Source organism: Bacillus sp. FSL W8-0770 (assembly GCF_038008705.1).
GTDB lineage: Bacteria > Bacillota > Bacilli > Bacillales > Bacillaceae_G > Bacillus_A > Bacillus_A cereus.
This window is the reverse complement of sequence record NZ_JBBOZR010000001.1, coordinates 310391-325825: the sequence shown is the minus strand read 5'-3', so window position 1 is coordinate 325825 and position 15435 is coordinate 310391. Positions and strand designations below refer to the sequence as shown.

Genomic DNA, 15435 nt, shown 5'->3' with positions numbered 1-15435 from the left:
CGAAATTCCCCTCCTCTATTCTAATACTGCTGGAACACGGATTTGATTATCTTTGTGATCCGGTGCATTTTTTAATACTTCTTCAACTGGTAAACCTTTTTCTGGTACATCTTCACGCATAACATTTTTCATAGTTAATACATGAGTTGTTGGTTTTACATCTGTTGTATCTAATTCATTTAACTGTTCTGCAAATGTAACAATTGCATCTAGTTGTTTTTGAAATTTTTCTGCTTCTTGATCAGTAATTGCAAGACGTGCTAAATGTGCTACGTGCTTTACATTCTCAACGGAAATTCTTGACACGGCTAGGCCACCTCCATAATATATCGTTCAATCTACAATACTATTGATGATACCAAATTTTCAGTACTTCAAGCAAGTCAACACAGAGTACTTACGCCATTTTTACATAAAAAAAGAAAGGCAAATGCCTTTCTTTACAATTTACTCTTTATCTAACGGTTTATTTTTCGGAAATCTCTCGTTATCTTCTTCATTATCACGAATTGTTTTTTGTAATACAAAACAAGACATCGTTAAAAATAATGTTCCAATTAAATAGTATCCTTTTACACTAAGCGTTTCATCTAACGTATAAATCCCAATTAGCATACCTGAAAGCGCACAAACAAATGAAGTCCATGCTAAAAACGTGAACGCTTGCGTATTACGTCTTCTCATCGTTCTCCCCCTCGTTAGCTGTATACCCATTATAGATAAGTATATTTACCATGATGGATTTTTATGTAAATTCTAGTTTTATATTTATAAATCTATCATAAAAGAATACTATTTTAAAGAAAGTTTTCTGCCTAATCTGAAAAAACAATTAAAATCATTGACAATTATTTCTATTCTACATAAAATAAAAATAAATATTACGAACCTCGAAATATACGGGAGTGGAATTAATTGTTGCAATATGAACATTTTTTAGACTTACTGCTAGATAACGCCAAGAAACTTTTCTATCCTGAAGAATGGGTAAGCCTAGATTTAACACTTTCTAAAACAGAAGTATTTTGTTTACTTTGGATGGAACGAAATACAGATATTACAATGACGAAAATTGCTGATCTTCTTGATATACCGATGAGTACAACAACGGGCGTTGTAAATCGCCTTGTAAAAAAGGGATATATTGAACGCTACCGTGATGAAAATGACCGACGTATTGTATTAATTCGGTTAACAGAAAACGGCGTAATGCTCGTTCAAGAAGTAAAACAAAATGCGGCCCATTACTTTAGCTTAGTAACAGAAGCATTATCAGAAGAAGAAAAAGCATTCTTACTACAAATCTTCCAAAAAATCATGAATCACATCGCTACGTCACAGCAAAAAACAGAAGAAAAGATTTCTACACCTAAAATGAAAAACATTCCGATTGAATAAAACCCTATCTGGGTTTTTATTCAACCATTTACTTCGACACTCGTAATATTCGACATTCGAAACAAAGGGGATATAAATGATGAGAATTATCTTGTATACAGGTAAAGGCGGCGTAGGAAAAACTAGCATTTCAGCAGCAACAGCAATTCAAAGTGCGAAACAAGGATTAAAAACATTAGTAATGAGCACAGATCCTGCTCATAGTTTAGGAGATTCATTTGGTATAAAGCTATCTTCTGAACCACTAGAAATTCGTGAAAATTTGTGGGCACAAGAAATTAATACAATTTATGAAATGGAAAAAGGCTGGGGAAAATTACAGAAATATATTACACTACTCTTCACTTCCAAAGCAGCTGATGATATTACAACAGAAGAGTTAACGATGTTTCCTGGTATGGAAGATTTAATTAGCCTACTTCGCGTACTCGATTATTATAAACAAAACACATATGATGTTATTATCATTGATTGTGCTCCAACAGGAGAAACATTAGCAATGTTAAGCTTTCCAGACATGCTCGGCTGGTGGATGGAAAAATTATTTCCTATTAAAAGAAAAGTTTTAAAAGTCGTTCGTCCTGTAGCTCAACCACTCCTTGGTGTTCCTCTTCCAACCGACGATATTATGGACGAATTAACAAGTACACTTGAAAAGCTCGGAGAAATGAGAGATATTTTATCAAATCGAGAAGTAACAAGTATCCGCATCGTTGTAAATCCTGAAAAAATGGTCATTAAGGAAGCCCAGCGCAGCTTTACTTATTTGAATTTATACGATTATAACGTAGATGCCATTATGATTAACCGCGTCATCCCTAACACTGTCACCGATCCTTATTTTCAGGCATGGAAAGATACACAGAAGAAATATAAAACATTAATTCAAGATAGTTTTCAACCCCTTCCTATTTACGAAGCTCCAATGTTTGAACAAGAAGTTGTTGGTTTGTCTATGTTAGAACGTGTAGGAGATTCTTTATTTAAAACTGATCATTCCCCTACAGAAGTAAAATTTAACGGGCGCACTCAATATGTAAAAAAGGATGGCGATGAGTATATTTTCGTTCTGTCCATTCCCTTCTCAAACAAAAGTGAACTTTCCTTAAATCAAAAAGGTGATGAACTTATTATTCGAGCGGGTTCTGTTAAACGGAACATCACGTTACCAAAAACATTAACACACCTTTCTATTCAAGGAGCAAAATTTGAAGAAGATATACTAAATATTCGGTTTGGAGGTGTAGTACATGCATGAGGAATTACTACGAAGGGTAATTCGTACAAAAGTAAAAGTCGGGATGCATATATTAGAAGAGCTACCTAATCCAATCCAACAATCAGCTAAGCAAATATTAAATATTTTACAAGAGGAACTAGCTGCTTATCTGAAAGAACGAGAGCATCATGAAGTTAATTTAAAAAATATCATAATTGAATAACCATCTCTGTATAGAGGGCCTTTTTTAGGCTTTCTATACTTTATTGGAGTGATGTAAATTGATGAAAAAACATTCCACTACTATATTCTGGATCATTCCCTTATTATTTTTCATTCATAACCTTGAAGAAGCTTTCCAAATGCCACAATACCTTGCTAATCAATTTTCAATCCGTCTTATAACTAGCCAACAATTTTTCATCGCCATTTCCGTATTAACAATCTTTGTATTACTTATCGTCTTTCTATATCAACTTAACTTCTTGTCTTCTATATGCTGGATTATTTTTATACAAGGGGCCATCTTCTTCAACTCTGTTCAACATATTATTTTGTTTTTCATTTATCGCTCTTATAACCCCGGCGTAATATCAGCATTTTTCATTACTCTCTTTTCTATTTTCTTTTTTTTATCAAAAAAACACTTAATTCATCCAAAGCAATTCGTAATTACACTCCTTTTCAGCTTATTTTCTTATCCCATTATAATTTGGATCACCTTACTGTTCGCTAGCTACTTTCATTCATAAAAAAAGACCAGGAAAATTCCTGGTCTATCACTCTACTTAACAAACATTGGATTCTATGTTATACAAAATTGGAAGGTACAGAATTAGGGTTTGTTTGTTAAGTTTATATGTTGAACGAACTAACAGCGGAGGGGTTCCTTCTGTTAGTCCATTAAACCCAATGATTATTTTACGATTTTTTCAAGCTCATCAAGTGAAAGATCTACTGAAATGGAACCATCATTTGTTTCTTTCTTAATTGCATCTGTTACTTCTTTTGAATGATATAGTTCAATTACTTTTTTCAATGTTGGATCATCTTTATCTTTCGTACGAGCTGCAAAAATATTAATATATGGCTTCGCATTTTCATTCTTTGGATCTTCTAAGAAAATAGGATCCTTCGCTGGATCTAATCCAGCTTGACCAGCAACACCGTTATTAATAACTGATGCTGCAACATCTTTTAACACACGAGGTGTTTGCTGTGCGATAACCGGTGTAATTTTTAATTTCTTCGGATTTTCAGCAATACCACTTGGATCTCCAAATAGACCAAAGTCTTTTTTAAGCTTTAATAATCCAGCTGCATCAAGAAGTTTTAATGCACGTGCTTGGTTCGTTGGATCGTTTGGAATTGCAATTTCTGAACCATCTGGGATTTCATTTGCTTTCTTATATTTTTCAGAGTATAAACCCATTGGCGCAATTTGCGTTGTACCAACAGCTGTAATATCTAACTTATGCTCTTTTTTAAATTGCTCTAAGAAAGCAATATGCTGGAATGAGTTTAATTCAATATCTCCATCAGCTAACGCTTTATTTGGCGTTGTGTAATCAGAGAACTCCACCAGTTTAATCTTAATCCCTTCTTTTTCAGCTTTTTTCTTCAAAATTTCCCAAGCGTCTCCATCCGTTCCAGTTACACCGACGCGAACTACTTTTTCTTTCGCTCCTGCACCCGTGTCTCCACTTGAGCAGCCGCTTAATGCTGAGACTCCTACAATCGCTGATAATGCAAATGCTAAAATTTTCTTCATTTTCTTTTCCTCTCTTCCTTTTTATGATCTGCGTAACAAGACTTTCGCAAAGTAGTTTCCTAAATTTTGAGCTATCTGTACGAGAATGATAAGTAACACGACCGTTACGAACATAACTGATGTATCAAAACGTTGATAACCATATGTCATTGCCAAGTCACCAAGACCTCCACCACCGACAAGCCCAGCAACTGCAGAAAATTCGATTAAACCAACTGTCATAAATGTGACACCTAAGATTAATGGTGCTAACGCTTCTGGTACAAGGATTTCAAAAACAATTCTAATTGGCGAGGCGCCCATTGCTTGCGCTGCTTCAATTACTCCTTTCGGAACGGAAACAAGGTTTGTTTCAACCATTCTAGCAATACCAATTGATGCGACTAACGTCATCGGGAAAATTGCCGCTGCTGTTCCAATCGTCGTTCCGATAACACTTCTTGTTAGTGGACTCAAGGCTACTAAAAAGATAATGAATGGTACCGGACGAATTGTATTAATTATGATGTTAAGAATAGAAAAGACCCATTTATTTTCTAAAAAGTTTCCTTTTCTCGTTACATATAAAAGTAAACCTAGAGGTATACCCAGAATTGTAGCGAATATAAGGGTTACAATTACCATTAAGAGGGTATCCCCCGTCGCATCTAGTATGCGCGGCCAAAATATACTCCAATCAACTCGCATGAGCTTCTACCTCCTTCAGCTGCACTTGCAGTCTTAGATGTTGTAATGCTTTTTGAATTTCCCTCTGCTCACCTTGCAACTCTACAAGAAGATTTCCAAATAGCACATTTTGAAGTTCAATAATATTTCCGTACAGTACATTTACATCGACGTTATAGTTTTTTGCGATATATGATAGTACCGGCTGTCCTGTCTCCTCACCAGTAAATGTTAGACGATAAATTTGACCACCATTTTGAATTTTCGCTAGAACACTTTCCGGTAAATGATCATTAATGACAGAACGTACAAAGTTTTGAGTCGTCTTTGTTTTTGGTTGCGTAAAAACATCAAACAGTTTTCCTTCTTCAATAACTTTCCCCTTCTCCATTACAGCTACACGGTGACAAATTTCTTTCACAACATGCATTTCATGTGTAATAAGAAGAATTGTTAAATTGTATTCTCGATTTACTTTCTTTAATAAGTTTAGAATTTCTGTCGTTGTTTCTGGATCTAAGGCTGATGTTGCCTCATCACATATAAGAATATCTGGCGATGTCGCAAGTGCTCTAGCAATGCCCACACGCTGCTTTTGCCCACCTGATAGCTGCTCTGGATAATAGTTTGCTTTATCTTCTAACCCTACAAACTTCAGCAGTTCATTTACTCTTTCTTTTATCTCATTCTTTGGTACTTTCGCTAACTTTAATGGATAAGCAATATTTCCAAATACTGTTCTTGAATTAAATAAATTAAAACTTTGAAAAATCATTCCGATTCTTTGTCTTAGTTTACGCAATTCTTTCGTCGATAATGATGTAATATCTTTATCATCTATTGAAATCGTTCCTGCCGTCGGTCTCTCTAACATATTTACTAGGCGTAATAACGTACTCTTTCCAGCGCCACTAAAACCGATAATGCCAAAAATTTCGCCTTTCTCAACTGATAATGTTACATCCTCCACCGCATGAACAGATTGGCCAGCTGATTCATACACTTTACTTACATTGGTAAAAGAAATCATTTTTTTCCCTCCTATATGCTGTAAAAACTTGAAGCAGAGCTTTCGAGGTAAAATAAAAAGTGCCCTCCTTCTTATCAACCATAAAGATAAGAAGGAGAGCACTTATATGTACTCGTTCACATCTTCTCATCTTCCAAGCCTTTATATGGCTTGCTGGAGTTAGCACGGTATTAAAAAACCCGTTGCTGAGGTATCGTAGGGCCAGTCCCTCCACCTCTCTGGATAAGAATGTATCGATTTAATTGTCGTTTAATTAATTCTCATTATAGAACTCAGAATAATAAGAGTCAATACATTTTTTAGAAAAATATTAATTATTCCTTTATTAAAATTTTCAGATGAATATTCATCTGAAAAATAGTAACTTTCAAGGTTATTTAAAATTCTTCTTCCTCATATTTTTAAACAGGAGAATCCTCTCTACGAATTGAATAAATTTATTTGAATATGAAACTCGGAGGAAGATAAATATATGAAAACAGCTCTTTTACTCGTCGATATTCAAAACGATTATTTTCCAAATGGAAAGATGGAATTGCGTAATCCAGTAGAAGCAAGCGAATATGCTAATCAGTTATTACAACACTTTAGAACAAACAGCGAACCTATTTTTCATATCCAACACGTAGCTATAAAAGAGGACGCTACTTTTTTCCTACCTAATACAGAAGGTGTACATATTCATGAAAGCGTACGTCCACTTAGAGAAGAAACAGTTATAGTCAAACATTATCCAAATAGCTTCCGAGAAACTAATCTCCTAGAGCAATTAAAACGTTTAAATATTGAACATGTCGTTGTATGCGGGATGATGACTCATATGTGTATCGATGCAACAGTAAGGGCTACATTCGATTTTGGCTTTCAATGTACCGTTATACATGACGCTTGTGCTACAAAAGACCTTTCTTTTAAGAACGCTACTATACCAGCTGTTTATATTCACAATACAATTTTAGCTAGTTTAAATGGCGTATATGCAAATGTAATAAACACGCAAGAATTTTTAGCTACATAAAAAAACACTCCTTTCAGTGAGCAAAACTGAAAGGAGTGTTCCTTGTCGAACCATAGATTTTCTTTCAAATTGTATTATACAGGAAATTCTCAAAATGAATACTAAAAAATATGACTAATAAGTCAACTTTTCTCATCATTTTATTTCTGTTCACATGTTTATCACGCTATTAATAGGTTTTAGCTCATTCTCTTCGAACGACGGTAATATATGGGGGTTCAATTTTAAAAGGAGCTCTTCACATTCTGTGAAGAGCTCCTCTACTATTTCTTATAAAGTTTCAGAAGTAGTTTTTGCTTGCATGTGAAGTGCTAAGTAATCAGGTCCACCAGCTTTAGAGTCTGTACCAGACATGTTAAAGCCACCGAATGGTTGGTAACCTACGATTGCACCAGTACATCCACGGTTGAAGTATAAGTTACCAACGTGGAAGTCTTCGCGTGCTTTTTCAATATGGTCACGGTTGTTAGTAATAACAGCACCTGTTAAACCGTATTCCGTATTGTTTGCAATTGCAAGTGCATGATCGAAGTCTTTCGCTTTACAGAATGCTACTACTGGTCCGAAGATTTCTTCTTTCATTAAGCGAGCATCTTCTGCAACGTCAGCAACGATTGTTGGTTGGATGAACCAGCCTTTAGAATCGTCTCCTTCGCCACCTGCTAAGATTCTACCTTCTTCTTTACCAATTGCAACATAGCTCATTACTTTATCAAATGCAGCTTGGTCATTAACAGGACCCATGTTTGTACCTAATACTGCTGGGTTAGCAACTGTTAATTCTTTTGTTAATTCAACAGCACGATTTAATACGTGATCGTATACATCTTCATGGATTACTGCACGAGAACATGCAGAACATTTTTGTCCTGAGAATCCGAATGCTGATGCAACGATAGACTTAGCTGCTAATTCAAGATCTGCTTCTTTATCAACAACGATTGTATCTTTACCGCCCATTTCAGCGATAACACGTTTTAACCAAATTTGTCCTGGGTTTACTTTCGCTGCACGCTCGTAGATACGGATACCTACATCACGAGATCCCGTGAAGCTTACGAAACGTGTACGAGGATGATCTACTAAGTAGTCACCAACTTCAGAACCGTTACCTGGAACGAAGTTTACTACGCCAACTGGTAAGCCAGCTTCTTCTAATACTTCCATAAATTTCGCTGCTACTACAGGAGTTGTACTAGCTGGTTTTAGTAATACTGTGTTACCAGAAACTAAAGCAGCTGTTGTCATACCTGCCATAATTGCGAATGGGAAGTTCCAAGGAGAAATGATAACACCTACTCCTAATGGAATGTAAGAGAAACGATTATATTCAATTGGACGGCTTTCTACTGGAATACCGTCTTTTAATTTTAACATTTGACGACCATAATATTCCATAAAGTCGATTGCTTCTGCTGTATCAGCATCTGCCTCATTCCATGGCTTACCTGCTTCTTTTACAAGAATAGCAGAGAATTCATGTTTTCTGCGACGAACGATTGCTGCAGCACGGAATAAAATGTCTGCACGCATTTCTGGCTTTGATTTTCTCCAAGTTTGGAATGTTTCATCCGCTACTTGCATTGCTTTTTCAGCTAACTCACGGCTTGCTTTTGAAACACGACCAACAAGTTCCTCTTTATTTGCAGGGTTTACAGAAACAATTTTGTCTTCTGTAGTGATTTTTTCTCCCCCGATAATTAATGGATAGTCTTGTCCAAGATAAGATTCTACTTTCTTTAAACCTTCTTCAAACGCTAATTTGTTAGCCTCCACTGAAAAATCTGTAAATGGCTCATGTTTGTATGCTACTACCATTTTTTTAGCCTCCCCTTAGAAAAACGTTTACATTTTACAACATTATTCTACACGATAATTTAGATTTATTCAAATATTCCTAGACTTATATTTTAAAAATTAATAAATTTTTAAAATATAATAAAAAAAAGAGATTCATACATGCGTATGAATCTACAAAATATGAGTATATTCCAAAACATTTTTCCCGATCAATAATATAGTAACTAACAAAAATAAAGTCCTTACATATCCAACACCTTTTTGAACCGCAAACTTCGATCCAAAATAAGCACCTAAGATCATTGATAATCCCATGATAATACCGTATTCAAAATGAATTATGTCTAAGAATAAAAAAGTAATTAAAGATACAATATTACTAACAAAGTTCAAAAGTTTTCCAGATGCTGCCGCTTGAATAAAATCCAAGCCAATTAATAAAAATACAAAAATTAAAAACGACCCTGTCCCTGGTCCAAAAAAACCATCATAAAATCCTATCATTAAAATAGCAAAGAAAAATATTAATGTTTTTCTTTGCGTCATCTTCTTATAGGTAGACACACTTCCCCAATTCTTTTTTGCAATAATATAAATAGCAATAAATACCAACATTACAAGTACTAATGGGCGTAAAATATCCGATGGAATAAATTTTACTACTAAAGCACCTGCAACAGCTCCAACAATAGTTAACGGGATTAACTTTCCTACAATTTTAAAATCAACTTTTCCTGATCGAATGAAATACATCGCACTCGTAAACGTCCCCATTGTTGCCGCTAATTTATTCGTTGCAATTGCCGAAGCTGGCGATAGACCAACAAACATAAGTGCAGGAAGCGAAATTAACCCTCCTCCTCCAACAACGGAATCAATAAAAGCCGCTAAAAAACCGAATGCAATTAATAAAATAATGACTTGAAAACTTAATTCTTCCATGAGCTTTACCCCTTACCCCTATTTTTTACAACATTTTAAATTATAACAAAATTACATAAGAAAAAAAGCTGTTCCATAGAGGAACAGCCTTCATATTTAATCTAAAATTTTCACAAGTGGTTCATCTTGTTTTGCTTCACGTATAATAATAGCTTCTGGGCGTTCTACAGATTTAATCGTTACTTGTACTTTCATATAATTCGGGAAGTATTCCATAACAAGCCCTGCCACATATTGTGTAAAACCAACTATTTCAGCTTTTCCATTAAACTGGACAGGAATATCAAGCTTCATTTCTCTTAATTCATCATCTCTATACATACCAGTACCAATAACAGCTGTATAGTCGCCTTGGAAATAATCGCTTAGTTTTGCCTTAAAGTTGGATACTCTTGCAAGATCTTCACGTTTATTATCTGTTTTCGCTTGCTCTGATGGGAACAAATAATATTTTTCATTAATTTGTTTCCAATCTTCAACCGTTTCACTACCTTTTTCGACATTTGCATAAGAAACAAAATTACCTGGCACGAGCGAAGACTTTGGAGCTTGGCGATAAATCGCAAATGTTATCGGAATATTTTTTGTTTCAGGTTCTTTTTGATGTATGACTTTCAAAATTTCTTGCGCCATTTTTTTCCCTTCAGCTAACATCTTTTCATCTGGGATTGCAGCTTCACGTGGGTAACCATGCTCTTCGTTAAAATATTGAACAGAATTCATCGCTAATCCAACTACCATACCAACACGTTCCTCGCCGTTATCGCCTTTTTTCACATAATAATCATGCTCTAAAATATTTGAAATATATATTGGATTTTTTTTATTTTTCACTTCTAGTGATTCGGATCCTGTTCCTAATGCAGGATTTAATCCTATATTAGGAAATTTAACTGCATCTTTTTTTAATTTTTCCTCTAGTTCCTTTTGTTCAGCATCTGTACGTTTTCTTTTAACAAGCATCTGTATAGTTTGAGTATCTAGAGCTTTTCCGCCTTTTAAAAAATTATCTTTCGTACTAAATGATTCTTTTGCAATTCGCATTAATCCTGTTTCAAATTCATCTATATCAAGGCGACTATTTAACCCTTGCACCACTAAACCACGTGCCTTTCCACCATCAAATGGAATAGTCGTCTTATAATATTCATCCGAAATAGCGTATTTTGGAACAACTGATTGTTCTTTTGCTTTCCCCGATTTCCCAGCCACTTTTTCATCTTTGTCGGCACCTGCACTACACCCACTTACAAGTAGGCCAAGGCTTAATACCGCTAATGCTATTTTTTTCATGGTAAGTTTGCACCTCTTACTTATTTAGCTCTTGTAAGAACCTCTCTTCATTCCAAACCTCAACATTATGTTTCTCCGCTTGTGCTAATTTCGAACCAGCTGCTTCACCTGCAACAACTAAATCCGTACTCTTACTAACACTTCCTGTTACTTTTCCACCTAATGCCTCAATCTTCTTCTTCGCTTCACTTCGTCCCATAACTTCTAGCTTACCTGTTAAAACAACCGTTTTTCCTGCGAAGTAAGATTCAACATTTTGTAAATCTGCAATTTTTATACCTTTGTATGTCATATTCACGCCATACTCTTTAAACTGCTGTAATAACTCTAATACATCTTCATTATCAAAATATGTCACAACAGATTGAGCCATTTTTTCGCCAATTTCATTAATTGCTTTTAGTTCTTCTTCCGTTGCTTTTACAAGCTCATCCATCGTTTCAAAGTGCTCTGCAAATGTACGTGCTGCTTTCGCTCCAACGTGGCGAATTCCAAGACCAAATAATAATCGCTCTAACGAGTTTTCTTTAGAATTTTCAATTGCTTGTATTAAGTTTGTTGCTGATTTTTCACCAAAACGTTCTAACTGTAATAATTGCTCTTTCGTCAATGCATATAAATCAGCAAATGTACGAATGTAATCAGCATCAAAGAGTTGTGTAATGACACGTTCTCCAAGTCCATCAATATTCATTGCATTTCTTGAAACGAAATGGATTAACCCTTCTCGAATTTGAGCAGGACAAGTTGGATTTATACAACGAAGTGCTACTTCTTCTTCTAAACGAACAAGTTCACTCTCACATGCTGGACAATGAGTTGGCATGCGGTATTCTTCTTCCTCACCAGTACGCTTATCAAAAATAACGTTCACAACTTCAGGAATAATATCTCCAGCCTTCTTCACAACAACGTAGTCACCAATTCGAATGTCTTTTTCACGAATTAAATCTTCGTTATGTAAAGAAGCACGACGAACAATCGTACCAGCAACTCTCACTGGCTCTAGTTCTGCAGTCGGTGTTACAACCCCTGTTCGGCCAACACTTAATTCAATGCCTGTTAATCTCGTTACAACTTCTTCAGCCGGAAATTTATAAGCAATCGCCCACCTTGGACTCTTCGCTGTAGTTCCTAGACTTTCTTGAAGAGCAACATCATCTACTTTTATAACGATTCCATCAATCTCATAATCAAGATGCGGACGTTTTTCTTGCCATTCTTCTACATAAGCTATAACTTCTTCAATTGTTTCACATGTACGGCGATTTGGATTTGTCTTAAATCCAAGTTCACCTAAGAAATCCAGCGATTCACTATGTGATGAAATTGTTTTTTCTTCTACATTCGCAAGACCATACACAAACATAGATAAGTTACGCTTCGCTGCAATTTTCGGATCAAGTTGACGTATTGAACCTGCTGCTGCATTACGCGGATTCGCAAATACATCTTCTCCATTTTGCTCTTTTTCTTCATTTAGTTTAACGAATGAACGCTTCGGCATATAAGCTTCGCCTCTTGCTTCTAACGTTACTTCTTCATTTAAACGAAGTGGGATAGCTTTAATCGTTTTTAAATTTTGAGTAATATCTTCACCCGTTACACCATCACCACGTGTCGCCCCTTGAATGAAGCGTCCTTTTTCATAATGAAGCGAAACGGCAAGCCCGTCAATTTTTAATTCACATATATATCTTACATTCGCACCATCAATTCCTTGACGTACTCTTCTGTCGAAATCACGTAAATCTCCTTCGTTAAATGCATTTCCTAAACTTAACATTGGTGACTTATGTGTTACTTTTTCAAATATATCAAGAACAGTCCCCCCAACGCGAACGGAGGGAGAATCTTCACTCATAAACTCTGGGTTCTCTGCTTCTAATTTTATAAGCTCCTGCATATTACGGTCATATTCCGCATCAGAAACAGAAGGATTGTCTAATACGTGATATTGATAGTTAAATGTATTTAACAAGTCACGTAATTCTTCTATACGTTTTTTTACTATCTCTTTTGACATATCCTCATTCCTTTCCTATTGTTTCGTCACAGGTGCAAATTTTGCTAACAAACGTTTAACACCAATTGGGCTTGGGAACGCAATATCTAATTCTTTTGCATCACCTTCACCTTTTACACTTACAACTGTACCGACTCCCCATTTTTGGTGGGAAGCTTTATCTCCTACTGCCCAGCCAATTTGTTCGCCGCCTGTCGTCTTAGCTGCAGGGCGCGCGAAAGCTGAACGAGAGCGTGTTGCTGTTGTGATTGTCGTTTTGCCGCTACTTGCCGTTCTGCCTTTTGTACCAAACGATGTTTCACGCTTCGGCGCTGTTTCATTTAATGATTCCACTAGTTCTGTCGGGATTTCTGTAATAAATCGAGACGCAGCGTTCATACTTGTTCTACCAAATAATGTACGCATTTGCGCGTTAGATAAATATAGCTCTTCTTCTGCACGAGTAATACCTACATAAGCAAGACGACGTTCTTCTTGCATTTCATCCTCTTCCATAAGAGAACGAGTATGAGGGAATATCCCTTCCTCTAAGCCAACAATAAAGACAACCGGGAACTCTAATCCTTTCGCCGAGTGCATCGTCATTAAAATAACTTCTTCACCAGCAGTTGGGTCTTCATCTACACGATCAATATCAGCAACAAGTGCTAAATCTGTTAAGAATGCAACAAGGCTCTTATCTTCGCTTTGAGATTCAAATGTTTGCGTAACAGATAAGAACTCGTCTAAGTTTTCTAAACGACCTTCCGCTTCTAAAGAACGTTCATTTTTCAACATATCGCGATAGCCTGTTTTTTCAATAACTTCTTCTACTAATTCTGTAACAGATAAATACTCTTGCATATTTACCCAGTTATTTAATAAATTCGCGAATTCTTTTACTGCCTTTGTAATTTTTGCACTTACTCCAACATGCTCAATCTCATCAAATACAGCAGTTAATGAAATTCCATTTTGCACACCGTAATTAATAATTTTATCGATAGAAGTCGCACCAATGCCACGCTTTGGCACATTTATAATACGTGCAAAACTAATTTCATCATCTGGATTACCGATTAAACGTAAGTACGCCAAAATATCTTTAATCTCTTTACGATCGTAGAACTTCGTACCCCCGACAATTTTATATGGAATGTTAGATTTAAGGAAAATCTCCTCGACCATACGAGACTGAGCATTCGTACGATATAGCACTGCAAAATCAGTATATTTTCGTTTCCCCATTTGAATATCGTCACGAATTTTTTTTGCAACAAAATACGCTTCGTCCTTTTCAGTTGCAGCACGATAATACGAGATTTTACTTCCAACTTGATTGTCTGTCCATAATTTCTTCGGCTTACGATTCGTATTTTTTTCAATAACAGCATTCGCTGCATTTAAAATATTTTGTGACGAACGATAGTTTTGTTCTAACAGAATTACTTGTGCATTCTCATAGTCTTTTTCGAATGACAAAATGTTAGAAATATCTGCACCACGCCAGCGATAAATAGACTGGTCAGAGTCACCCACAACGCAAAGATTTTTAAAACGCGCTGCCAAATGTTTAACAAGAAGATATTGCGCTTTATTCGTATCTTGATACTCATCAACATGAATATATTGGAACTTACGCTGATAAAACTCTAATACTTCTGGAACACGTTCAAATAGCTGAATCGTCGTCATAATTAAATCATCAAAGTCTAATGAATTATTTTTCAAAAGACGCTTTTGATACTCTGTGTATACATCGCTCGTTAATTTTTCATATGGATCAGCCATTGTAATTTTTTTTGCATATTTATCCGCAGATAACAGTTCATTTTTCGCATTACTAATACCCGCTAAAATAGAGCGCGGCTCAAATTTCTTCGGATCAACATTGCGCTCTTTCATAATTTTTTTGACTACAGTTAGCTGATCACCTGAATCTAAGATTGTAAAGTTACGATTAATACCAATACGATCGATATCGCGTCGTAAAATACGTACACACATAGAGTGAAACGTCGAAATCCAAATATCTTCTGCTTCTGGTCCCACAAGTGTATCAATACGCTCACGCATTTCACGAGCTGCTTTATTTGTGAAGGTAATAGCTAGTACATTCCATGGTGCTACACCTTTTTCACCAAGTAAATACGCAATACGATGTGTTAACACACGTGTCTTACCACTACCTGCACCTGCCATTAATAGAAGTGGTCCATTCGTTGTTTGTACTGCTTTTTGTTGCTGTGGATTTAAACCGTTTAATAACTTATCTGTCATACTCATATACGCC

General features: G+C 35.8%; 14 protein-coding genes, 1 pseudogene and 1 riboswitch. Of the genes and pseudogenes, 5 read left to right on the top strand and 10 right to left on the bottom strand.

All coding sequences use genetic code 11. The features are described 5' to 3' along the window. Positions 1-15: 15 nt before the first annotated feature. Positions 16-306 carry an Asp-tRNA(Asn)/Glu-tRNA(Gln) amidotransferase subunit GatC gene (gene gatC, locus NST27_RS01790; protein WP_000086999.1) on the bottom strand — a complete coding sequence of 97 codons (291 nt, stop codon included), beginning with the start codon at positions 304-306 and terminating at the stop codon, positions 16-18. Positions 307-447: 141 nt separating this feature from the next. Then, positions 448-684 carry a YiaA/YiaB family inner membrane protein gene (locus NST27_RS01785; RefSeq protein WP_001254393.1) on the bottom strand — a complete coding sequence of 79 codons (237 nt, stop codon included), beginning with the start codon at positions 682-684 and terminating at the stop codon, positions 448-450. 231 nt (positions 685-915) lie between these two features. On the opposite strand from NST27_RS01785, the gene NST27_RS01780 reads away from it, so the two are divergent. The 4 genes from NST27_RS01780 (at position 916) to NST27_RS01765 (ending at position 3369) form a co-directional block, all read left to right on the top strand. Further along, positions 916-1398, top strand: coding sequence for a MarR family winged helix-turn-helix transcriptional regulator (locus NST27_RS01780; protein WP_000942481.1), 483 nt, complete (start codon positions 916-918; stop codon positions 1396-1398). Between the two features lie 76 nt (positions 1399-1474). Then, positions 1475-2656 (top strand): ArsA family ATPase, encoded by a 1182-nt coding sequence (locus tag NST27_RS01775; RefSeq protein WP_001985980.1) that lies wholly within the window; start codon positions 1475-1477, stop codon positions 2654-2656. After that, positions 2649-2840 (top strand): DUF3926 domain-containing protein, encoded by a 192-nt coding sequence (locus NST27_RS01770; protein ID WP_000544105.1) that lies wholly within the window; start codon positions 2649-2651, stop codon positions 2838-2840. Before NST27_RS01775 ends, NST27_RS01770 begins: the two co-directional genes overlap by 8 nt. 61 nt (positions 2841-2901) lie before the next feature. After that, positions 2902-3369 (top strand): HXXEE domain-containing protein, encoded by a 468-nt coding sequence (locus NST27_RS01765; RefSeq protein WP_001986283.1) that lies wholly within the window; start codon positions 2902-2904, stop codon positions 3367-3369. 164 nt (positions 3370-3533) lie between these two features. On the opposite strand, the gene NST27_RS01760 is transcribed toward NST27_RS01765, so the two are convergent. Genes NST27_RS01760 through NST27_RS01750 form a run of 3 tightly spaced genes read right to left on the bottom strand, consistent with a single transcriptional unit; the run spans position 3534 to position 6084 of the window. After that, positions 3534-4388, bottom strand: coding sequence for a MetQ/NlpA family ABC transporter substrate-binding protein (locus NST27_RS01760; protein ID WP_000721595.1), 855 nt, complete (start codon positions 4386-4388; stop codon positions 3534-3536). Between the two features lie 21 nt (positions 4389-4409). Further along, the gene (locus NST27_RS01755; protein ID WP_001261865.1) at positions 4410-5075 is read right to left on the bottom strand and encodes a methionine ABC transporter permease; all 666 of its coding nucleotides are present in this window, start codon (positions 5073-5075) and stop codon (positions 4410-4412) included. Continuing rightward, the gene (locus NST27_RS01750; protein ID WP_000623013.1) at positions 5065-6084 is read right to left on the bottom strand and encodes a methionine ABC transporter ATP-binding protein; all 1020 of its coding nucleotides are present in this window, start codon (positions 6082-6084) and stop codon (positions 5065-5067) included. The genes NST27_RS01755 and NST27_RS01750 overlap by 11 nt, the downstream gene beginning before the upstream one ends. 123 nt (positions 6085-6207) lie before the next feature. Further along, a riboswitch (SAM riboswitch) is annotated at positions 6208-6313 on the bottom strand. Positions 6314-6556: 243 nt separating this feature from the next. Between NST27_RS01750 and NST27_RS01745 the strand changes: the two are divergent. Further along, positions 6557-7122: pseudogene (locus NST27_RS01745) on the top strand (cysteine hydrolase family protein). Between the two features lie 250 nt (positions 7123-7372). Here the strand turns inward: NST27_RS01745 and pruA are convergent. The 5 genes from pruA to pcrA all read right to left on the bottom strand — a co-directional run bounded on the left by pruA (position 7373) and on the right by pcrA (position 15428). Continuing rightward, on the bottom strand, positions 7373-8920 hold the full coding sequence (gene pruA, locus NST27_RS01740; protein ID WP_047385540.1) for an L-glutamate gamma-semialdehyde dehydrogenase: 1548 nt from the start codon (positions 8918-8920) through the stop codon (positions 7373-7375). A gap of 153 nt (positions 8921-9073) precedes the next feature. After that, positions 9074-9844, bottom strand: coding sequence for a TSUP family transporter (locus tag NST27_RS01735; protein WP_047385539.1), 771 nt, complete (start codon positions 9842-9844; stop codon positions 9074-9076). A gap of 96 nt (positions 9845-9940) precedes the next feature. Further along, positions 9941-11137 carry a CamS family sex pheromone protein gene (locus NST27_RS01730; RefSeq protein WP_000717034.1) on the bottom strand — a complete coding sequence of 399 codons (1197 nt, stop codon included), beginning with the start codon at positions 11135-11137 and terminating at the stop codon, positions 9941-9943. A gap of 16 nt (positions 11138-11153) precedes the next feature. After that, positions 11154-13163: an NAD-dependent DNA ligase LigA gene (ligA, locus tag NST27_RS01725; protein ID WP_000031613.1), complete on the bottom strand. Its 2010-nt coding sequence runs from the start codon at positions 13161-13163 to the stop codon at positions 11154-11156. Between the two features lie 15 nt (positions 13164-13178). After that, positions 13179-15428 (bottom strand): DNA helicase PcrA, encoded by a 2250-nt coding sequence (pcrA, locus tag NST27_RS01720; protein WP_002100669.1) that lies wholly within the window; start codon positions 15426-15428, stop codon positions 13179-13181. Between the last annotated feature and the right edge of the window lie 7 nt (positions 15429-15435).